Source organism: Streptomyces sp. NPDC059679, assembly GCF_042734105.1.
Lineage (GTDB): Bacteria > Actinomycetota > Actinomycetes > Streptomycetales > Streptomycetaceae > Streptomyces.
In genome coordinates, this window is the sequence record NZ_JBHWES010000012.1 from 54,000 (window position 1) to 72,690 (window position 18,691).

Genomic DNA, 18,691 nt, shown 5'->3' on the forward strand with positions numbered 1-18,691 from the left:
GAAACGACCATGACCGTACGTGTAGGCGTCATCGGCGCCGGAATGATCGGCCAGGACCACATCAGGCGCCTCACCGATGTCGTCACCGGAGCCACCGTCACCGCCGTGACGGACATCGACCAGGCCCGTGCCGCCGAGGTCGCGGCCACGGTGGGCGCGGTGGCGCTGCCCACCGGCGCCGAGCTGATCGCCTCTCCCGAGGTGGACGCCGTCCTCGTCACTTCCTGGGGCCCCACCCACGCCGAGCATGTGCTGGGCGCGATCGCGGCCGGCAAGCCGGTGTTCTGCGAGAAACCCCTCGCCACCACCGCCGAGGAATGTCTGCGCATCGTCGACGCCGAACGCGCCCACGGCCGCCGCCTCGTCCAGGTCGGCTTCATGCGCCGCTTCGACGCCGGATACCGCCAGATGAAGGAGGTCATCGCCGCCGGCTCGCTGGGCACACCGCTGATCGTGCACTGCGCCCACCGCAACCCGACGGTGCCCGAGTCGTACACCTCGGTGATGGCCGCCCAGGACACGGCCGTGCACGAGATCGATGTGCTGCGCTGGCTGCTCGACGACGAGATCGTCTCCGCCCAGGTGATCACGCCGCGCGCCACCGGCATGCGGTTCGAGCATCTGAAGGACCCCCAGCTCATGTACTTCGAGACGGCGAACGGCGTCCGTATCGAGCTGGAGGTGTTCGTCAACTGCCAGTACGGCTACGACATCCAGTGCGAGACCGTCGGCGAGAAGGGGCTGGTCCGGCTGCCCGACCCGGCGGCCGTCGGGGTCCGTACCGCCGGAGCGCACGGCACGGCGGTCCCGCAGGACTGGAAGGGCCGGTTCGCGGACGCCTTCGACACCGAGTTCCGCGAGTGGATCAACGGCATCGCGGCCGGCGTCGAGCCCACCGGTCCCTCCGCGTGGGACGGCTACGCCGCCACCGTCATCACCGACGCCGCCGTCCGCTCGCTGGAGTCCGACAGCCAGGTCATCACCGTCGACATGAAGCCCCGCCCGGGCTTCTACGGAGGCACCGCATGAAAATCGCCCTCGACCCGTATATGTTCCGCGCTCTGCCGATCGACGACATGGTGCGCACGGTGGCCGAACTCGGCTACGACTACATCGAGCTGTCGCCACGCGACGACTTCATGCCGTTCTTCCTGCATCCGCGGGCGGACGACGAGCGGATCGGCGCACTGAAGACATCCCTGCGCACCCACGGTGTGCGGCTGTCCTCCGTACTCCCCCTGTACAAGTGGTCCTCGCCCGACGAGGCCGAACGGCAGGCCGCCGTACGCTACTGGAAGCGGATGATCGAGATCACCGCGGAGCTCGAATGCCCGCTGATGAACTCGGAGTTCAACGGACGCCCGGATCGGGCCGCGGAGAGCGAGGCGGCCTTCTGGCGCTCGCTGGAGGAACTGCTTCCGCTGTTCGAGCGGGAGGGCATCGCCCTGAACCTGGAAGCGCATCCGGACGACTTCTGCGAGGAGAACACCCCCGCGGTCGACCTCGTCCGCGCGATCAACAAACCCTGGGTGAACTACCTCTACTGCGCCCCGCACTCCTTCCATCTGTCCGGCGCCGACCCCACGGCGGACGTCGCGGCGATGATGCGCTACGCGGGCGACAAGCTCCAGCACGTGCACATCGCCGACTCCTTCAACCACAAGGGGTCCTCGGGCCTGCGCTATATCCTCAACCCGCCCGGCACCGCGGCCCGTATCCATCAGCACCTGGACATCGGGCAGGGTGAGGTCGACTGGGGCGCCTTCTTCGGCACCCTGCGCGAGCTGAACTTCGACGGCGTCGCCACGGCATGCGTCTTCGCCTGGGAGGAGCGGGCACGCGAGTCCTCGGCGTTCATGCTGGACCGCATCACCAAGGAGCTCGCCGCATAGGGAGCCACCCTCAGGGAGTGCCCGGACCACCCTCCGGAAGAGGCACGGGGCCGGGCCGCGCGATCCGCGGCCGGGCCCCGGCCTCCGTCACACCGCCGTACGCACCTCCTCCAGCCGTACGGGCCGCCGCTCGCGCAGGGACAGGGTGCACGTCTCGGCGATCCAGCTCGCCTCGATGGCGTCCGCCACCGTGCACGGTGAGCGGCGGGTGCCCGCCACGACCTCGGTGAACGCGGTGAGTTCGGCGCGGTAGGCGTCGGCGAAGCGGTCCATGAAGAAGTCGTGTGGCGTCCCGGCCGGGAAAGTGGCGCCGGGTTCGACGGAGCGCAGCGGCAGCCGGTCCTCCAGGCCCACCGCGATACTGTCCTTCATGCCGTGCAACTCCAGCCGAACATCGTAACCGCGCGCATTGTGGCGGGAGTTGGAGATGACGGCGATGGTGCCGTCGTCGAGGGTGAGCAGGGCCGAGGCCGTGTCGACGTCGCCCGCAGCACGGATGTAGTCCGCGCCCCGGTTGCCGCCGGTGGCGTACACCTCGGTGACCTCGCGGCCGGTCACCCAGCGCACGATGTCGAAGTCGTGCACGGCGCAGTCGCGGAAGATGCCGCCTGAGGTAGCCACATATGCGGCCGGCGGCGGCGCGGGGTCCAGGGTGGTGGACCGTACGGTGTGCAGTGGTCCGAGTTCGCCGCCGACGACGGCCGCGCGGGCGGCGACGCATCCCGCGTCGAAGCGCCGGTTGTAGCCGATGTGCACCTCCACGCCGCCGTCCGCCACGGCGCGCAGCACCTCCAGGCTCTCCGTGACGCCGCGGGCCACGGGCTTTTCGCAGAACACGGGGACGCCCGCCTTGACGGCGGCCAGGATCAGCTCCGGGTGGGCGTCGGTCGCGGCGGCGATGACCACGCCGTCCACACCGGCGGCGAACACGGCCTCCGGGGAGTCGACGGCGGTGGCCCCGAACCGCTCCGCCGCGGTGGCGGTGGCCGCGGCCACCGGGTCGGTGACCACGAGGGAGTCCACCACGTCGAGCCCGGCGAGGGTTTCCGCGTGGAAGGCGCCGATCCGGCCAAGACCCATGATGCCAATGCGCATGAAAATTCTCGTTCCTTCAGTCCGAGGGGCGGCTCAGTCGAGGCCGCCGATGACGATCTGGTCCCAGTCGATGACCGAGCCGGTCACCACGCCGCTGCGGTCGGAGAGCAGGAAGACGACGAAGTCGGCGATCTCGTCGACCTGGCCGAGCTTGCCCATCGGCTGTTGCCCGGCGGCCTTCTCGAGCCAGTCGTCACCCGCGCCGTGGAAGGCGCGCTGGGTGGCGTCCTCGCCCTCGGTGTCCGTCCAGCCGATGTTCAGGCCGTTGATCCGGACGCGGTCGAAGCGGTGGGCGTGTGCGGCGTTGCGGGTCAGGCCGACGAGCCCGGCCTTGGCCGCGACGTACGGGGCCAGATAGGGCTGTCCGCCGTGCGCCGAGGTGGTGATGATGTTGACCACCGTGCCGGGTGCCCTGCGCCCGACCATATCGGCGACGGCGGCCTGCATCGCGAAGAACGGCGCCCGCAGATTGATCGCGACATGGGCGTCGAACAGCTCCGGTGTGGTGTCCAGCAGCGAGCCACGCGAGGTCAGTCCGGCCGCGTTGACCAGACAGTCGACGCGCCCGTGCGCGGCCACGGTCCGCGTGACGCTGTCGTGCGCCTGCGCCGGATCCGCGAGGTCCGCGCGGAGGAAGTGTGCGCCCGTCTCCGCCGCGAGTTCGTCGCCGACCTCGGCCCGGCGCCCGGTGAAGGCGACGGTCGCGCCCTCCCGTACGGCGGCCCGTACGATGCCGGCGCCGACGCCCTGGCTGCCGCCGTTGACGAGGACGACCTTGTCGTCGAGCAGTCCCATGAGTGTGGTGTTCCCTTCAGCCCTGTTCAGCCCTGTTCAGCCCTGGCGGCGCTTGGCGCCCGCGTGCAGTTCCTGGCGCAGCCGGTCGGGGGCCCAGCCCTCGGTGACGGCCTGCCAGACGATGTCCGCCTGCGAGGGCGGTGCGAGACCGTCGACCGGCGGGTCGAGGTCGAGGTTGGTGGGGAAGGGATATCCCTCGGCAGTGGCGGCGACCACCCAGCGCAGCCACTCCTCGGAGGCGCCCTCGGCCTTGCGGCGCAGCAGCACCGGGAAGAGCGCGCCCGCCATCGCCTCGCGGTCGACCGTCTCCATGGCGCGGCCGAAGGCGGAGGACACCTGCAGCAGATTGGCCATGCGCCTGATGTCGGCGGAGCGGTTGTGCCCGGCGGCGTGGAAGAGCGCGGGGTTGAAGAAAACTGCGTCCCCCTTGTCCAGCGGGAGTTGGACGTGGTGGGCCTCGAAGTATTCGGCGAACCACGGGAGCCGCCAGGCGAGGTAGCCGGGCTCGTACTTCTGTGAATGCGGCAGATACATCGTCGGGCCGGACTCGACGGGCATGTCGCAGTGGGCCACCGCGCCCTGGAGGGTCAGCACGGGCGACAGCCGGTGGACGTGCGCCGGGTAGCCGGCGGCCCGCTCCTGGCTGAGGAAGCCCAGGTGGTAGTCGCGGTGCACGCGCTGCGCGGCGCCGCCCGGGTTGACCACGTTGACCTGGGAGGTCACCTGGTAGGCGGGGCCGAGCCAGGCCTCGGAGACCAGCTCCAGCATGTCGTTGGCGTAGTAGTCGGCGAACGTCTCCGGTGCGCGCACCGCCACCTTGTCCAGGGCGTTCCACACCCGGTCGTTGGCGCCCGGCTTGGCGAAGTGGTCGCCGCGGGCCCCGCCCGTGGCGCGTTCCTCCTCGATGAGCGCCTGGAACGCCTCGGACGCCCGGTCCACGACGGCCGCGTCGGGGAACGCGCCCTTCAGGACCACGATGCCGGGGCCGTCCAGCAGGGCCCGGACCAGTTCGCCCTGGACGGCCCGACGTCCTTCCGGCGTGTCCGCGAGGGCGCGCAGCCGACCGCTGTCGTAGAGCAGAACGTTCCGTTCGACCCGCTCGGCCGAGGGGTAGTCGCCCGCATCGGTCCGCTGCTCGACGAGCGAACGGAAGGCGCTCGGATCGCAGTCTTCCTCGGTGAGCCAAGTCCGTGATCCCGCAGGTACAGGGGACATCCCGGGTCCTTTCGCAGTCCGTGCCTCTCTGTCAGTCTTGTGAATCCGAACCCATCATTCAATCCTCAGCAGTACATCAAAAATCCATCATCCACTTGGGGAAACACTCATGGGGCACCCCTATCCGATCAGGGAAATCGCCCGTCAGGCCGGGCTGAGCACGGCCACGGTCGACCGGGTCCTCAACGGCCGCGGCGGTGTACGGGAGAGCACGGTCAGGGAGGTGTATGAGGCGGTCAAGGACCTGGACCGGCAGCGCGGCCAGATCCGTATCGGGGGCCGCACCTTCATGATCGACATCGTGATGCAGGCGCCGGAGCGGTTCTCCAGCGCCGTACGCGACGCACTCGAAGCGGAGCTCCCCTCCCTGCACCCCGCGGTCGTCCGCTCGCGCTTCCACTTCCGCGAGACGTGTCCCCCCGCCGAGCTGATCGGAACCCTGGACAAGATCGCCAAGCGGGGGTCCCGAGGCGTGCTCCTCAAGGCCCCGGACGTTCCGGAGATCGCTGCCGCCGTCGGCCGGCTGGCCGCGGCCGGCATTCCCGTCGTCACCCTGGTGACCGATCTGCCCCACAGCGCCCGCACGGCGTACGTCGGCATCGACAACCGCGCGGCCGGGGCCACCGCCGCGTACCTCATCGGGCAGTGGCTCGGCGACCGCCCCGGCCATGTGCTCACCACCATCAGCCGGGGCTCCTTCCGCGGCGAGGAGGAGCGCGAGATGGGCTTCCGCAGCGCCATGCGCCTCACCCAGCCCACCCGCTCCCTGGTGGAGGTCACCGACAGCGACGGCCTGGACGCCACTCAGCGCGAACTCGCCCTCGCGGCGCTCGAACGCGACGAGGACATCGTCGCGGTCTACTCCATGGGGGGCGGCAACCTCGCCACCCTCGACGCCTTCGACGCCCTGGGCCGGAAGTGCGCCGTGTTCATCGCCCACGACCTGGACCACGACAACACCCGGCTGCTGCGCGAGCGCCGGCTGTCCGCGGTCCTCCACCACGATCTGCGCCAGGACATGCGCCGCGCCTGCCAGACCATCATGCGGGCCCACCAGGCCCTGCCGGGCGACGGGCCCTTGCTGCCCTCGGCGATCCAGGTGGTCACGCCGTACAACATGCCGCCCGGGGACCCGGGCCCCGAGCACGGGGGCGTGTGAACCCTCGGCGATCTGTCGCATTCCCGGTCCCACGCATACAGTGGTGCGGCTCTGTGCTGTGTCCCACCATCATGTGCTCGCCCCACCGTCAAAGGATGGCCACATGCGGACGCCCCGTCACATCCCCCGAAGAACGCTGGTCACGGCCGCAGCCGCGGGCCTCGTCACCGCCGCCGGCTCCCCCGCGCGGGCGGCCGGAGCCCGGGCCCGGTTCCACACGGCGGGCCGGGTCAAGAACACCGCCGACGGATTGGTGCAGTACACCTGGCCCGGCATCTACTTCGAGGGACGATTCCGGGGTACCGGTGTCGGCGTCGTCCTCGACGACTCCGACAACGACTACGACGTCCAGATCGACGGAACGACCACCGCCACTCTGGTGACCCCGGGCCGGACCACCTCGTGGATCGGCGGCCTTCCCGACACCGAGCACCGCGTACGCCTCGTCAAACGCACGGAAAGCCCCTGGGCCGTGGGCCGGTTCGGCGGATTCGTCGCCGCTCCCGGGGGCGCGGTCCTGGCCGCACCCCGGGCCCGGAGCAGACAGATCGAGTTCATCGGTGACTCCTTCACCGCCGGCTACGGCGATGTCGCCGGCACACGCGACTGTTCGAGCAACGGCGGAGTCAACCGGAACACCAACGCCGACCTCGCCTTCGGCGCCCTGACCGCCCAACGCCTCGACGCCGACTACCAGCTCAACGCGTACTCCGGCCGCGGCATGGTCCGCAACTACAACGGCAGCAGCCCCGACACCGACTTCCGCACGTACTACGACCGGGCCCTGCTGAACGTCGACGGCGACGTCTGGCAGAAACCGCACACCTGGCGGCCGCGGGTCGTCGTGCTCGGCCTGGGCATCAACGACTTCTCGACCCCGCTCAACCCGGGCGAGCGCTGGACCACCCAGGACCAGCTGATCGCCGCCTACGAGAGCGCCTACCACGGCTTCCTCGACAAGCTGCGCGCCCGCTACGGCCCCGAGACATTCCTCGTGGTCAGCGCCACCGACCTCGCCAACACCACCGCGTTCGCCGAGACCGCCCTACGGATCGTCCAGGAGCGCAACCGCCGGGGCGACACCCGGGTCCGCTCCTGGCACTACGACGGCTCCGCCCTGGACCGCCTCGGCTGCGACTGGCACCCCTCGGCCCATGACCACCGGATCATCTCCGGTCAGCTCGACGACTACCTCGCCGCCCTTCCGCTGCGCTGGTAGAAATCGGTCGCGGGGCGGGCCGGGCGCTGCTAGCTTGCGGCCGTGGACCCCTTCTCACGTTCTTGGGCAGCGTTACGCACGGCGGTCGCGGAACTCGCGGACGAGGACTTCGCACAGCCGTCCGGCTGTGCCGGCTGGCTCGTGCGGGATCTGGTGTGCCATCTGGTGATCGACGCTCAGGACGTCCTGATCACCCTGGTGACGCCCACCGAAGCGGAGCCGACGCGCGACTCGGTGACCTACTGGGCGGTCAGCGACACGCCGCCGACCGGTGACGATCCGCTGGACGCGCTGACCGTCCGGCTGGCCGCCGCGTACGAGGAGCCGGGGCTGCTCACGTTCCACCTCGACGACGTCGGCTCGGCCGCCGGGCGCGCGGCCGAACTCGCCGACCCGACCCTGCGGGTCAGCACCCAGGACATGGTGCTGACCGCGGGCGACTACCTCGTGGCGTACGTCCTGGAGTGGACCCTGCACCACCTCGACCTGATCGCGCACCTCCCGAACATGGCGGAACCGCCCACCGAGGGCCTGGCCCGGTCACGCGAAATGCTGGAGAAGATCGCCGGGGCGGCGTTTCCCGCGTCGTGGTCCGACAAGGACGCGCTGCTGGTCGGCACCGGGCGGCGCGCCCCGACCGGCGAGGAGAAGGCCGAACTGGGCGAACTGGCCGCGAAACTCCCGCTCGTCATCGGGTGACCGGCTAGCTAGACACCCACGTCGCGACGGCGGATGTCCTCGAAGGACTCCCGGCGTAGTGGTCGGCCGGCTCAGCACCGCCGCGCCGACCCGGGTCACCGTGGTGGGCCGGACGGCCGACGAGTTCCATGCGCACCTTTCTGGCCGGCGTGGTGAGGTCGAGGGCTTCCTCCCCGGCCCGGTAGGCGATCCCGTGGCCGCCGCCCAGGTCCAGCTCGGGCAGGACGAGGCCGTGTTGTTGGTGCAGCCGGGCCATGAGCCCCACCATGCGCCGTACGGCGGACAGATACGGTTTGACGCTGGTGATCTGCCGCCCCAAGTGGCAGTGCAGACGGGTCAGTTCGAGCTGGGGCTGGTCCAGTATCCGGGCGATGGCGTGCTGGGCGTAGCCGTCGGATATGGACAGGCCGAACTTCTGGTCGTCCGTCCCGGTGCGGATCTTCTCGTGGCTGCCCGCGCTGATGCCGGGCACCACGCGGACCATCGCCTTCTGATGGCCATCGGGCCCGACGGCGGCGGCGAGCCGCGCGATCTCCGACGGGCTGTCGATGACGATGCGGCCGACGCCCAGGCGCAGCGCGGTCTCCAGGTCCCTCGGGGACTTGGCGTTGCCGTGCAGCACGATCCGTTCGGGCGGGAAGCCGGTGTTGACGGCGAGTTCGAGTTCACCGGCGGAGCAGACGTCGAGGCCCAGGCCCTCCTCGTCCACCCAGTGGACCAGGGCCCGGCACAAGAACGCCTTGGCCGCGTACAGGATCTCGGCGTCGGGGAAGGCGTCCCGGTAGGTGCGGCAGCGGTCGCGGACCTCGGCCTCGTCGAGGACGTCGGTGGTCGCGGTGGCGTGAGCGGATGCGTGAACAGGGGTCATCGTGGGCCCGCCGGGCGTCGGCGCGGGGGCGGTGAACTGCGGGTCGACCGTGAGGGTGGTGACGCCGAGCGGTTCGGTGAGCGCGCGCAGCGCGGGCTCGGCGAGCCTGATCCACGCCTGGTCGGGGCCGAGGGTCGCGGTCAGCCGGCGCTCGGACGTGAAGCCGACGGCCGTACGGTCGCCGAGTGGCGTACGGAAGAGCCTGGCGGCACACCGTGAGGGGCCCGGCCGGACCGGGACGTACAAGGGCCCGGCCGGGAACCGTTCACAGGGTTCGGGGTCTTCGTCGTACGGGAGCTCTGCCATGGGATGCCTCCTGGAGGATCCAAGGTGGTGCGGGGGCTGCGCCGGGCGCCTCCGGTTCAGGGGGCTGCCCGGCTCGCCGTTCACGCTACGCCCGCCGCACCCGGCTCCCGGACGGGTCCTGACGCGATGCTGACGGCGAACCGGACGACGCTGACGCACTACTGACGCGATGCTGACGCGCGCTGCGAACGGTCCGCCGTGTTCAGGCGGGGAGGGAGCCGAGCCAGTCGGTCAAGTGCTGGTTGACCTCCTCATGGCGTTCCTGCTGGATCCAGTGGCCGCAGCCGTCGAGGATGTGGCAGGAGCGCAGGCCGGGCAGGGTGGTGGGGTACGCCTTGATCGCGTCGGCCAGCCAGGTGGTGGAGGCGTCCAGGGCGCCGCCGAGGAACAGCGACGGTTGAGTGAGGGGGGCGCCGTCGAAGTCGGCGAGGTCTTCCCAGTCCCGGTCCATGTTGCGGTAGCGGTTCAGGGGTCCGGTGAGACCGGTCCGTTCGAACTCGGCGGCGTAGCTGTCGAGGTCGTGCTCGCTGAGCCAGGCGGGCAGACGGCCTTCGGGAAACCTGTCGCGCATCGTCCCGCCGGGGCTGATGAAGTGTGGGTCGGGGGAGCCGGGCGCGGGCATGGTGTCCCCGGACAGGGCGGCGTAGAGACCGGCGAGCCAGCCGCGTACATCGGGCTCGATCTCGGCCTCGGCCCGGCCGGGGGCCTGGAAGTACGAGACGTACAACTCGTCATCCCCGCCCATCCGGGCGAAGATCTCGCTGGGCCTCGGTCCTCCGCGCGGGGCGTAGGGGACGCTCAGCAGCCCGACCGCGCGGAAGACATCGGGCCTGACCAGGGCGGAGTTCGCGGCGATGGGCGATCCCCAGTCATGGCCGACGATCACGGCCGTCTGCTCGCCGAGCGCGTGCACCACGGCGGTGTTGTCCTCGATGAGGTCGAGCATCCGGTAGGCGGCCACGCTCTCCGGCTTGGAGGAACGCCCGTAGCCGCGGACGTCGATGGCGACCGCGCGGTATCCGGCGGCGGCCAGCACCGGCAGTTGGTGGCGCCATGAGTACCAGGACTCGGGGAAGCCGTGCACCAGCAGGACCAGCGGTCCGCTCCCCTGCTCCACCAGGTGGATCCTGCCTGCGGGGGTGGGGACCAGGCGATGTGTGACGTCCGGTTGCGACATGGCTCCTCCGGGTTGCTGATCGACTCGTACCGCGATGGTGCGTTGCGTACCGCATCAATGCGAGTCCCGTTGCCGGTTCGGCAAACCGGTGCCGGAAAAACCGCTGGTCCTGCCCGGTGTCTTTGCGGACCGGGCGCGTCGGGGCCGCTGTGCGAGAATGGCCGGCAGAGCCCGACCGGCTCCTGGACGAGGTGCGCCGTACCCAGACATGACAAGACGACGCGGGGAGTGTCTGTCATGGCGTGGGTCGTTCTTGTGATCTCCGGGGTGCTGGAAGCCGTGTGGGCCACGGCGCTGAGCAAGTCGGAAGGGCTCAGCCGGCCACTGCCGACCGTCGTCTTCGGTATCGGTCTGGTGCTGAGCATGGCGGGCCTGTCCTTCGCGTTGCGGACCGTGCATGTGGGCACCGGGTACGCGGTCTGGGTGGGCCTCGGCGCGGTACTCACCGCCACCTACGCCATGGTCTTCGGCGGCGAGCCCGCCGGCTGGCTGAAACTTCTGTTGCTCCTGGGCATCGTCGGCTGCGTGGCCGGGCTGAAGCTCGCGCACTGAGAGTCGTACGGTCGCTGCTCCAGTACGGTCAGCGCTCCGGTTCGGAAAGGCCCGCCAGGCCGGTGTCGAGCATGATGCGCTCGACGGTGTCGGCGAGGGTGCTGTGGGCGCCGATGACCGTCTCGATGCCGCCCGGCAGGAGGTCGCGCTCCCGGTACCAGGAGCGCATCTCCGCCTCGCCGTACTCCTCCGCCTGGGGCTTGGTGGCGTGGCGGGCCAGGGTTTCCTCGAGCGGTACGTCCAGGTAGAAGCCGTACGTCGGGCCGCGGTGGTCGGCGCGCAGCCGGGCGAGCATATCGCCGTAGTGGTCGGCGTAGAGGATGCCTTCGACCACGACGTGGTAGCCCGCGTCCAGGGCGTAGCGGGCGACGGTGTCGATCAGCCCGATGTTGGCCGCCCCGGGGCGGTCGTGTTCGCGCAGGACGACGCGGCGGAGATGGTCCTGGCCGACCAGGGCCAGGCCGCGGCCGAAGCCGTCGCGGAGGCCGGCCGCGACGCTCGATTTGCCGGAGGCGCTATTGCCTCGCAGGACGACCAGCCGGGTCGCCGTGGTGCCCACCGTCATCCGCGCCACGCTACCGGGGCCGGTGGCAGGCACACCACGGCACACCACGGCACACCACGGCGTACGGCACCGACGACGGCTGAGCGCAGGACGACGGCTGAGCGCGGGACGGTGGCGAGGAGCGGGCGGCGCACACCCACGCGCCCTGTCGCGGCCCTTTTGCTCATCCCACAATGGGCGGGCCGCTTCGGCCAGATCCAGGAGGTCGTCCGTGTCCGATCCCGCCTCAGCACCCTCCCGCGATGGCCGGGCCCCGCTCGTGGATCCTCAGCTCGCGCGCTATCTGGCCGAGCATCCGGCCCCGGCCGCGGCCGCCGACGCGCTGATCCGCGACGGCCAGGGGCGGATCCTGCTGGTCGACCCGGTCTACAAGGACGGCTGGGACCTGCCCGGCGGCATGGCCGAGGACGAGGAACCGGCCTCCGCGCTCGTCCGGGAGCTGGCCGAGGAGCTGGGTCTCACCGTGGAAGTCGGGCGGCTGCTGGCCGTCGACAGCGTGCCCGCCACCGTGTACGGGCGCACCATCCTGGCCTTCGTCTACGCCGGCCATCTGCCCGGCGGTCACACCCCGTCGGCCCTGGTCCCCCAGGACGGTGAGATCCGCAGCGCCCGTTTCCTCCCCGAGCGCGAGGCCCTGGAGCTGCTGCCGCCGCCGCTGCGCCGTCGCGTGGCCGCCGCGCTCGCCGCCGAGCGCGGTTCGCACACCGCGGTGCTGCGCGACGGACACCGTCCGCCGCCGCACCGCCGCGACTACTACGCACTGCTGCCGGCGCCGATGATGGCGGCCACCGTGCTGGTCACCGACACCTCCGGGCGCGTCCTGGTGCTCGATCCGAGCTACAAGGACCATCTGGACTTGCCCGGGGGCATGGTCGAGGCCGACGAGTCGCCCGCGCAGGCCGCCGCGCGCGAGCTGGCGGAGGAGCTGGGGCTGACGGTTCCGGTCGGGCGGCTGCTGGCGGTGGACACCTCGTCGGCGGCTGCCGCCCGGCATGGCCGCGCCGTGACCTGCATGATCTTCGCCGCACCACCGCTGGCCCCGGCCCAGGCCGGACAACTGACCTTCCCCGACGGGGAGATCCGCGCCGCGTACTGGCTGAGCCGCGACGAGGCCGCGCGGCGGCTGCCCGCCCGGCTGGCGGCCCGGGTGGCGGCCGGTCTGGACGCCCTCGCCACGGGCGGCGTCATCCACCTGGAGCGGGGCGAGCCGACCGCCCCGCCGGCCGAGCTGACCGTACGGGAGCGGGCAGCCCAGGCCCGGGCGGCGATGGTCGACCGGCTGACGGCCGACGGCGTACTGACCGACCCGGACCTGCGGCGGGCCCTGCTCGCGGTCCGGCGTGAAGTCCTGCTCCCCCGCTGCTATATCCGCCGCCCCACGGCCGCCGGGCAGCCGAGGGCCTGGCAGCTCCTGGACGGCGCGGACCCCCGTGACCGGGACGAGTGGCTGGCCTGGGTCCACGACGGGGACTCGGTGCTGATCCAGCACCGCGGTGAGCCGCTTGACGCCGCTGAGCGCGGGCAGATCGTCATCGGCGGCGGGTTCACCGGGATGTCCACCGGCATGACCACCGCGGTCGAGGCGCTGCAGGCGCTGGGCCTGACGGCCGGGGACCGGGTGCTGGAGTCGGGCACCGGCCCGGGGCTCGTGACGGCCGCGCTGTGCGAAATCCTCGGGGACACCGCGGTCACCACCATCGAGGCCGACCCGCATCTGGCCGAGGCCGCCCGCGAGCGCCTGGCGCGCCTCGGGCACCGGCCCCGGATCGTACGGGGTGATGGCCTGGCCGGCCGCCCCGGCGAGCGCTTCGACGCGGTCCTGCTGTCGTTCGCGGTCCGCGGCCTGCCGCCCGCCCTGCTGGAGCAGCTGGCCGACGGCGGGCGGCTGTTGGCGCCGATCACGACCGGCGCGGTCGGCTGGCCCGCCCAGGCGATGGTCCGCCGTACCGGCGACACGCTGGACGCCGTGCTGCGGCCGGTCGCCTCGGGGCACCGGCCGGGCCTGGGCGTGGACCTGGTCACCGCGCCCGACCGGATGCCAGGCGGTCCGGTCACCGTCCGGCCAAGCCGACTCGCCCCACCCGAGGAGGCCGGGTTCTGGCTGGCGGTCGGCCATCTGCTGCCCGGTCTGGTACGGGTCGCCGACGCCGGGCGGCTGTCCCTGTACGCCCCGGCCGAGGAGTCGTGCGCCATCGTCCGCTCCGACGGCGGCTCCCGCGTCGTCGAACGCATCGGCCCCCGGAACATCTGGGCCGAGGTGGAAAGCGTCCACGCCCGCTGGATCCGGGCGGGCCGACCCGGCCATTACCGCCTCGACCTCACCGATCCCGCCGTCCAGCGGGTGGACGGCGGCGCCGGCGCACACCCGCTGACGTGGCGGCTGCCCCGCCGCTTGGCCCCGGCCGCCGTCGCCTCGTAGCGCGCCTCCCCTTGCCCCTTTTCCCCATGAACGACTGGGCAGTTGGGTTACGCGGCGGCCGGACCGAGGGCACAATCCAAGCCTGACCGACAGTCCTCTCAAGGAGGTTCGGGTGAAGACGGCACGCCGTACCTGGAGAAGATCCCGGCTGATGGCCGCGTTATCGAGCTTGTTCACCGCGGCTGCCCTCGCGACAGCCGGTACGAGTGCGGCCGCTGCCGCCGAGGTGTCCCCCGCCTCCGTATCCGAGGCGGCCTCGGCCATCGAGTCGCTGAACGTCCCGGGGACCGCCTGGACCGTGGATGAACGCACCGGGACGCTGCGCGTGTCCGTCGGCCCGGCGGCCGGGGGCGACGAGCTGGCCAGGCTCGACCGTATCGCCGCGCGCTCAGGCGGCGCCGTGACCGTCGAACGGCTCGGCGGACCGCTGCGGACCCTCCTCTCGGGCGGCGACGGCGCATACGCCTCCGCGGGCCGGCGCTGTTCCGTCGGGGTCAATGTGCAAAGTGGCGCCACGTACTACTTCATCACCGCCGGCCACTGCACTGACGGCCTGCCGACTTGGTACACCGGCTCCGATCTGACCACCGCGGTCGGCCCGACGACGGGCACCAGCTTCCCCGGCGACGACTACGGCGTCGTCCGATACGCCAACGCGTCCGTCCCGCACCCCGGTACGGTCGGCACCGTCGACGTCACCGGAACCGCCACCGCCTACGTCGGCCAGGAGGTCTGCCGCCGGGGGGCCACGACCGGTGTCCACTGCGGCCGGGTCACCGGGCTCAACGCCACCATCAACTACGGCAACGGCGAGATCGTCTACGGGCTGATCCAGACCAATATCTGCGCCGAGCCGGGTGACAGCGGCGGTCCGCTCTACGCGGGCGACAAGATCATCGGCATTCTCTCCGGCGGCACCGGGGACTGCGCCACCGGCGGCACCACCTACTACCAGCCCATCCAGGAGGTGCTGAGCGCCTACGGCCTCACCGTCTACTGACGCCGACCACACGGCCGACCACACGGAAACGGCGTCCGGGCAACGGCTCACGAACGGCGCGCCCGCGGGTACTGTCATCAGCAGGCCCTGGCCCCGACCGCGAGGAGGTGCGCATGAGCGCACAGCCCGACCACTCCGTCGACCGCAAGGTCACCGCCATCCCGCACACCATCAACGCCATCGGTGAAGCCTTGAGCGGTGAGCAGCGAGCCCGCTTCTACGGGGAGGTCCTGGCCGCCGAGGAGTCCGTCGTTCCCGCGGTGATGCGCTCGTGGTGGAAGATCGCGATGCTGGCCAAGGCGCCGTTGGCGGAGCGCAGCCGAGCGAACGCCGCCGCCGGGCGGAACCTGGTCGGCATCGACGACCTCATGACCCGGCTCGAGGGAGCGGGCGGGTGAACCATGAGCGTCCCCGGCCGGGCTGGGCCGCGCATATCGAAGAGACCCCGGCCGAGGCCATCGTGGCGATGCCTCCGGATCTGGCCAAGAAGGTCGCCAACTACATCGCCGCCCTCGCCCTCGAAGCGGGCGGTGCCCTGGACAAGGGCAAGCCGCCCCCCGGCGACCCGATGGACGACCGCGACACGCGCTTCAGCATCCAGGTCGCGGGCGAGCCCGTGATCATCGAGTACAGCGTCCACCACGACGTCCGGGCGATACGGATTCCGGTCGTGGTCTGGATCGGCTGATCTTTGCGAAGCGGCGGGATCAGCCGAGGGCGCGGTCCAGGTTGAAGGCGGCGCTGATGAGGGAGAGGTGGGTGAATGCCTGGGGGAAGTTGCCGAGTTGTTCGCCGGTCGGGCCGATCTCCTCGGCGTACAGGCCCAGGTGGTTGGAGTAGGTGAGCATCTTCTCGAACGCCAGCCGGGCCTCCTCCAGCCGGCCGGCGCGGGTGAGCGCCTCGACGTACCAGAAGGAGCAGATCGAGAAGGTGCCCTCGGTGCCGGGCAGGCCGTCCGGGCTGAGGTACGGGTCGTAGCGGTAGACCAGGGAGTCGGATACGAGCTCCTGCGACAGGGCGTCGAGGGTCGCGAGCCACTTGGGGTCGACCGGGGAGATGAACTTGGCCATCGGCATCATCAGCACCGCGGCGTCCAGGATGTCCTGGTCCAGGCGCTGGGCGAAGGCTCCGCGCCGGGCGGACCAGCCCCGTGTCATGATCTGCCGGTAGATGGCGTCGCGGCTGATCCGCCAGCGGGGAAGGTCGGCGGGCAGTCCACGGCGGGTGGCCAGGCGGATGGCCCGCTCGATGGCCACCCAGCACATGAGGCGTGAGTACAGGAAGTTCTGCCGTCCCGCGCGGCTCTCCCAGATGCCCTCGTCGGGCTGGTCCCAGTGGTCGCAGACCCAGTTCACCAGGTAGCCCACCTCGTCCCAGTGGTCGCTGCTGATGGGCTGTCCCCACTTGTCGTACAGGTAGACGGAGTCGATGAGCGCTCCGTAGATGTCCAGCTGGAGCTGGGCCGCGGCGCCGTTGCCCACTCGGACCGGGGCGGATCCCAAGTAGCCTTCCAGGTGGGAAAGCTGGAGCTCGGGGAGGTCACGGCTGCCGTCGATGCCGTACATGATCTGCAGCGGTCCGGTGGCCTGGTCGCCGTCGCAGCTGATGCAGTGCTCGGAGAGAAAGCCCATGAAAGCCTCGGCCTCCGAGGTGAAGCCCAGGCGGAGCAGGGCGTAGACGCAGAAGGCGGCGTCCCGGACCCACATATAGCGGTAGTCCCAGTTGCGCTCGCGGCCGATGGCCTCCGGCAGGCTGGTGGTCGGGGCGGCCACGATGGCGCCGGTCGGGGCGTAGGTGAGCAGTTTCAGGGTCAGCAGGGAGCGCTGGACCATCTCCCGCCAGCGCCCGTGGTAGCGGGAGGCGCTGAGCCACTTGCGCCAGAAGCGGACCGTGGCCTCGAAGTCGGCCCCGGCCTCGCGCCGGGCGCAGCCGAGGAGGGCGACCTCGTCGTCGACCCGGTCGAGGGCGAAGACCGCGGACTCGCCCTCGAGCAGTTTGAAGCGCGACCGTACGTCCCGGCCGTCGCACTCCAGGGGCGCGGTGGCGGTCAGCGCCAGGGACAGGGAGGGGGATTCGAAGAGCACCCTGTTGCCCTGCATCCGCGCGGTGTGCGGCTCGGCTCCGTAGCCGAAGCGGGGCGCCACCTGTGCGGTGAAGGGGAGGGTGCCGCGTACGCAGCGCACCCGCCTGATCAGCCGGTGCCGCCCGGAGTCGCGGGAGTCGTCGACGACGGGCATGAAGTCCTGGATCTCCCCCGCGCCGTCGGCGGCGGAGAAGCGGGTGATCAGCACATTGGTGTCGGGGAAGTAGAACTGGCGGGTCCGCGCGGGGACGTCGGTGGCCAGTTCGAAGGAGCCGCCCCGTTCCGCGTCCAGGATCGAGCCGAACACGCTGGGCGCGTCGAAGCGCGGGCAGCAGTACCAGTCGATCGTGCCGTTCGTCCCCACGAGGGCGACGGTGCGCAGATCGCCGATCAGTCCGTGGTCCGCGATCGGCAGATAGCGCGAGGAGGCCGTCGGGAAGAGCGTCTCCTGCCCGTATCCGGCGTCGTCGAACACCATGTCAGGCCTCCCTGCCGTCGCGGCTCCGCCGCACGGCCGCTTACTCGGCGGCGCGTACTCCCATCGCGGCAGATATTCCTATAACAGGGTAAATCACCCCGTAATCGGCCAGGGTCGGTGTAGATGGGCCAGGTCGTCGGGCGGCGGGGTGGCGGGGTGGTAGATGGGCGGGGCCTGGTCGATGGCGGCCGCCGGGGCGTCGGCCAGCTGGAAGCGGCCGCGCAGGCGCCGGTAGAACTGCAGGGGGGTCAGCCGCGCCAGGCGCAGGCAGTACGGGGCCCGGTAGGCCGCCATCCAGTCCCCCGGTTCCAGCACCCCGCGCAGCTCCCCGTCGATGCTGACGGCGACGCGCCCGGAGTGGGGCAGTACGCGGACCGCGACGATCTCGTCGGCGTCGGCGATCACGGTGCGGTCGAAGGCCATATGCGGGGCGACCGGGGTGAAGACGATCGCATCGGCCTCGGGGGCCAGCACGGGGCCTCCGGCGGCGAAGCTGTAGGCGGTGGAGCCGGTGGGGGTCGCGACGATGAGGGCGTCGGCCGAGTAGCAGGCCAGCAGCTGCTCGGCCAGATACACGGCCAGGTTCACCTGCCGGTTCCGGGCGAGCTTTTCGAAGACCACATCGTTGACCGCGGTGACGTCCAGGGGAATGCCCCAGCTGGCCTTGTCCGTGGCGCCGGGGCGCACGGCCGGCGCGGGCAGCGCGGGGCCGCGCCCGTAGCACAGCGGCTCCTCCAGGCCGGTGGGCGTATCCAGCGGGCGCGACGCCCGGAGGGTGAGCACCATCCGCTCCTCGATGACCGTCTGGTCCCGGTGGAGGGCGTCCAGCGCGCCCTCCACCTGGTCGGTGGTGATCTCGGTGAGGAAGCCGACCCGGCCCACGTTCACCCCCAGCACCGACGCCCCGTCCTTGGCGGCGATCCGCGCCCCGCGCAGAAACGTGCCGTCGCCGCCGAAGGTCATGACCACCCCCGGGTGGCCCGCGGCCACGGCCTCTTCCTGGCCGCCGCGCCTGGGCACCCCCGCCTGCCATACGTCGAGGTCGGTGCAGACGACACCGTGCGCGGCACACCACTCCCGCGCGGTCCGCGCCGCCGCGACGGCGACCGGACGGCCCTGGTGAACGACGAGGCCGAGCCGGGTCAGAGGCATCGCCTCCACGGTAGTCC

Annotated in this window: 17 protein-coding genes, 1 pseudogene and 1 riboswitch; of the genes and pseudogenes, 10 read left to right on the plus strand and 8 right to left on the minus strand. The window is 71.3% G+C overall.

The features are described 5' to 3' along the window. Positions 1 to 9: 9 nt before the first annotated feature. Both ACFV2X_RS15985 and ACFV2X_RS15990 read left to right on the plus strand, forming a co-directional pair. Complete coding sequence (locus ACFV2X_RS15985; protein WP_385616520.1) at positions 10 to 1,029, plus strand: Gfo/Idh/MocA family oxidoreductase; 1,020 nt, start codon at positions 10 to 12, stop codon at positions 1,027 to 1,029. After that, entirely contained in the window at positions 1,026 to 1,892 is an 867-nt protein-coding gene (locus tag ACFV2X_RS15990; RefSeq protein WP_385616522.1) for a sugar phosphate isomerase/epimerase family protein, read from the plus strand. Before ACFV2X_RS15985 ends, ACFV2X_RS15990 begins: the two co-directional genes overlap by 4 nt. Before the next feature lie 87 nt (positions 1,893 to 1,979). Here the strand turns inward: ACFV2X_RS15990 and ACFV2X_RS15995 are convergent, their stop codons facing one another. From ACFV2X_RS15995 to ACFV2X_RS16005, 3 genes are read right to left on the minus strand one after another with little or no spacing between them, the layout of a single operon-like run. Beyond that, positions 1,980 to 2,987, minus strand: coding sequence for a Gfo/Idh/MocA family oxidoreductase (locus ACFV2X_RS15995; RefSeq protein WP_385616524.1), 1,008 nt, complete (start codon positions 2,985 to 2,987; stop codon positions 1,980 to 1,982). 33 nt (positions 2,988 to 3,020) lie between these two features. Then, complete coding sequence (locus tag ACFV2X_RS16000) at positions 3,021 to 3,782, minus strand: SDR family oxidoreductase (protein ID WP_385616526.1); 762 nt, start codon at positions 3,780 to 3,782, stop codon at positions 3,021 to 3,023. A 36-nt stretch (positions 3,783 to 3,818) separates the two neighbouring features. Next, entirely contained in the window at positions 3,819 to 4,997 is a 1,179-nt protein-coding gene (locus ACFV2X_RS16005) for a phytanoyl-CoA dioxygenase family protein (protein WP_385616528.1), read from the minus strand. 109 nt (positions 4,998 to 5,106) lie between these two features. On the opposite strand from ACFV2X_RS16005, the gene ACFV2X_RS16010 reads away from it, so the two are divergent. From ACFV2X_RS16010 to ACFV2X_RS16020, 3 genes are all read left to right on the plus strand, one after another. Next, positions 5,107 to 6,156: a LacI family DNA-binding transcriptional regulator gene (locus tag ACFV2X_RS16010; RefSeq protein ID WP_385616530.1), complete on the plus strand. Its 1,050-nt coding sequence runs from the start codon at positions 5,107 to 5,109 to the stop codon at positions 6,154 to 6,156. Between the two features lie 103 nt (positions 6,157 to 6,259). Then, on the plus strand, positions 6,260 to 7,375 hold the full coding sequence (locus tag ACFV2X_RS16015) for an SGNH/GDSL hydrolase family protein (RefSeq protein ID WP_385616532.1): 1,116 nt from the start codon (positions 6,260 to 6,262) through the stop codon (positions 7,373 to 7,375). A 42-nt stretch (positions 7,376 to 7,417) separates the two neighbouring features. Beyond that, the gene (locus ACFV2X_RS16020) at positions 7,418 to 8,074 is read left to right on the plus strand and encodes a maleylpyruvate isomerase N-terminal domain-containing protein (protein ID WP_385616534.1); all 657 of its coding nucleotides are present in this window, start codon (positions 7,418 to 7,420) and stop codon (positions 8,072 to 8,074) included. 49 nt (positions 8,075 to 8,123) lie between these two features. Here the strand turns inward: ACFV2X_RS16020 and ACFV2X_RS16025 are convergent. After that, positions 8,124 to 9,248 (minus strand): annotated as a pseudogene (locus ACFV2X_RS16025) (SAV_915 family protein); the annotation flags it as partial. 202 nt (positions 9,249 to 9,450) lie between these two features. Further along, on the minus strand, positions 9,451 to 10,425 hold the full coding sequence (locus ACFV2X_RS16030; RefSeq protein ID WP_385616536.1) for an alpha/beta fold hydrolase: 975 nt from the start codon (positions 10,423 to 10,425) through the stop codon (positions 9,451 to 9,453). Between the two features lie 155 nt (positions 10,426 to 10,580). Further along, positions 10,581 to 10,651: riboswitch (guanidine-III (ykkC-III) riboswitch) on the plus strand. 11 nt (positions 10,652 to 10,662) lie between these two features. On the opposite strand from ACFV2X_RS16030, the gene ACFV2X_RS16035 reads away from it, so the two are divergent. Continuing rightward, entirely contained in the window at positions 10,663 to 10,977 is a 315-nt protein-coding gene (locus ACFV2X_RS16035; RefSeq protein WP_385616538.1) for a DMT family transporter, read from the plus strand. Between the two features lie 28 nt (positions 10,978 to 11,005). Here the strand turns inward: ACFV2X_RS16035 and ACFV2X_RS16040 are convergent, their stop codons facing one another. Continuing rightward, on the minus strand, positions 11,006 to 11,542 hold the full coding sequence (locus ACFV2X_RS16040) for a kinase (RefSeq protein ID WP_385616540.1): 537 nt from the start codon (positions 11,540 to 11,542) through the stop codon (positions 11,006 to 11,008). 211 nt (positions 11,543 to 11,753) lie between these two features. Between ACFV2X_RS16040 and ACFV2X_RS16045 the strand changes: the two genes are divergently transcribed. The 4 genes from ACFV2X_RS16045 to ACFV2X_RS16060 all read left to right on the plus strand — a co-directional run bounded on the left by ACFV2X_RS16045 (position 11,754) and on the right by ACFV2X_RS16060 (position 15,649). Continuing rightward, the gene (locus tag ACFV2X_RS16045; RefSeq protein WP_385616542.1) at positions 11,754 to 13,961 is read left to right on the plus strand and encodes an NUDIX domain-containing protein; all 2,208 of its coding nucleotides are present in this window, start codon (positions 11,754 to 11,756) and stop codon (positions 13,959 to 13,961) included. Positions 13,962 to 14,112: 151 nt separating this feature from the next. Continuing rightward, a complete protein-coding gene (locus ACFV2X_RS16050; protein ID WP_385616735.1) occupies positions 14,113 to 14,961 on the plus strand; it encodes a S1 family peptidase in 849 nt (282 codons plus the stop codon). 113 nt (positions 14,962 to 15,074) lie between these two features. After that, a complete protein-coding gene (locus ACFV2X_RS16055; RefSeq protein WP_385616544.1) occupies positions 15,075 to 15,359 on the plus strand; it encodes a hypothetical protein in 285 nt (94 codons plus the stop codon). After that, positions 15,356 to 15,649, plus strand: a complete 294-nt coding sequence (locus tag ACFV2X_RS16060; protein WP_385616546.1) for a hypothetical protein — start codon at positions 15,356 to 15,358, stop codon at positions 15,647 to 15,649. Before ACFV2X_RS16055 ends, ACFV2X_RS16060 begins: the two co-directional genes overlap by 4 nt. Positions 15,650 to 15,668: 19 nt before the next feature. Here ACFV2X_RS16060 and ACFV2X_RS16065 read toward each other — a convergent pair whose 3' ends face one another. Next, positions 15,669 to 17,522 carry a glycoside hydrolase family 15 protein gene (locus ACFV2X_RS16065; protein WP_385616548.1) on the minus strand — a complete coding sequence of 618 codons (1,854 nt, stop codon included), beginning with the start codon at positions 17,520 to 17,522 and terminating at the stop codon, positions 15,669 to 15,671. Positions 17,523 to 17,615: 93 nt separating this feature from the next. After that, positions 17,616 to 18,674, minus strand: a complete 1,059-nt coding sequence (locus tag ACFV2X_RS16070; RefSeq protein WP_385616550.1) for an NAD(+)/NADH kinase — start codon at positions 18,672 to 18,674, stop codon at positions 17,616 to 17,618. Positions 18,675 to 18,691: the final 17 nt, after the last annotated feature.

Excerpts from the sequence above, each read along its gene's own strand:
- ACFV2X_RS15985 (WP_385616520.1), top strand. The coding sequence starts at position 10 with ATGACCGTACGTGTAGGCGTCATCGGCGCCGGAATGATCGGCCAGGAC.
- ACFV2X_RS15990 (WP_385616522.1), top strand. The coding sequence starts at position 1,026 with ATGAAAATCGCCCTCGACCCGTATATGTTCCGCGCTCTGCCGATCGAC.
- ACFV2X_RS15995 (WP_385616524.1), bottom strand. The coding sequence starts at position 2,987 with ATGCGCATTGGCATCATGGGTCTTGGCCGGATCGGCGCCTTCCACGCG.
- ACFV2X_RS16000 (WP_385616526.1), bottom strand. The coding sequence starts at position 3,782 with ATGGGACTGCTCGACGACAAGGTCGTCCTCGTCAACGGCGGCAGCCAG.
- ACFV2X_RS16005 (WP_385616528.1), bottom strand. The coding sequence starts at position 4,997 with ATGTCCCCTGTACCTGCGGGATCACGGACTTGGCTCACCGAGGAAGAC.
- ACFV2X_RS16010 (WP_385616530.1), top strand. The coding sequence starts at position 5,107 with ATGGGGCACCCCTATCCGATCAGGGAAATCGCCCGTCAGGCCGGGCTG.
- ACFV2X_RS16015 (WP_385616532.1), top strand. The coding sequence starts at position 6,260 with ATGCGGACGCCCCGTCACATCCCCCGAAGAACGCTGGTCACGGCCGCA.
- ACFV2X_RS16030 (WP_385616536.1), bottom strand. The coding sequence starts at position 10,425 with ATGTCGCAACCGGACGTCACACATCGCCTGGTCCCCACCCCCGCAGGC.
- ACFV2X_RS16035 (WP_385616538.1), top strand. The coding sequence starts at position 10,663 with ATGGCGTGGGTCGTTCTTGTGATCTCCGGGGTGCTGGAAGCCGTGTGG.
- ACFV2X_RS16040 (WP_385616540.1), bottom strand. The coding sequence starts at position 11,542 with ATGACGGTGGGCACCACGGCGACCCGGCTGGTCGTCCTGCGAGGCAAT.
- ACFV2X_RS16050 (WP_385616735.1), top strand. The coding sequence starts at position 14,113 with ATGGCCGCGTTATCGAGCTTGTTCACCGCGGCTGCCCTCGCGACAGCC.
- ACFV2X_RS16055 (WP_385616544.1), top strand. The coding sequence starts at position 15,075 with ATGAGCGCACAGCCCGACCACTCCGTCGACCGCAAGGTCACCGCCATC.
- ACFV2X_RS16065 (WP_385616548.1), bottom strand. The coding sequence starts at position 17,522 with ATGGTGTTCGACGACGCCGGATACGGGCAGGAGACGCTCTTCCCGACG.
- ACFV2X_RS16070 (WP_385616550.1), bottom strand. The coding sequence starts at position 18,674 with ATGCCTCTGACCCGGCTCGGCCTCGTCGTTCACCAGGGCCGTCCGGTC.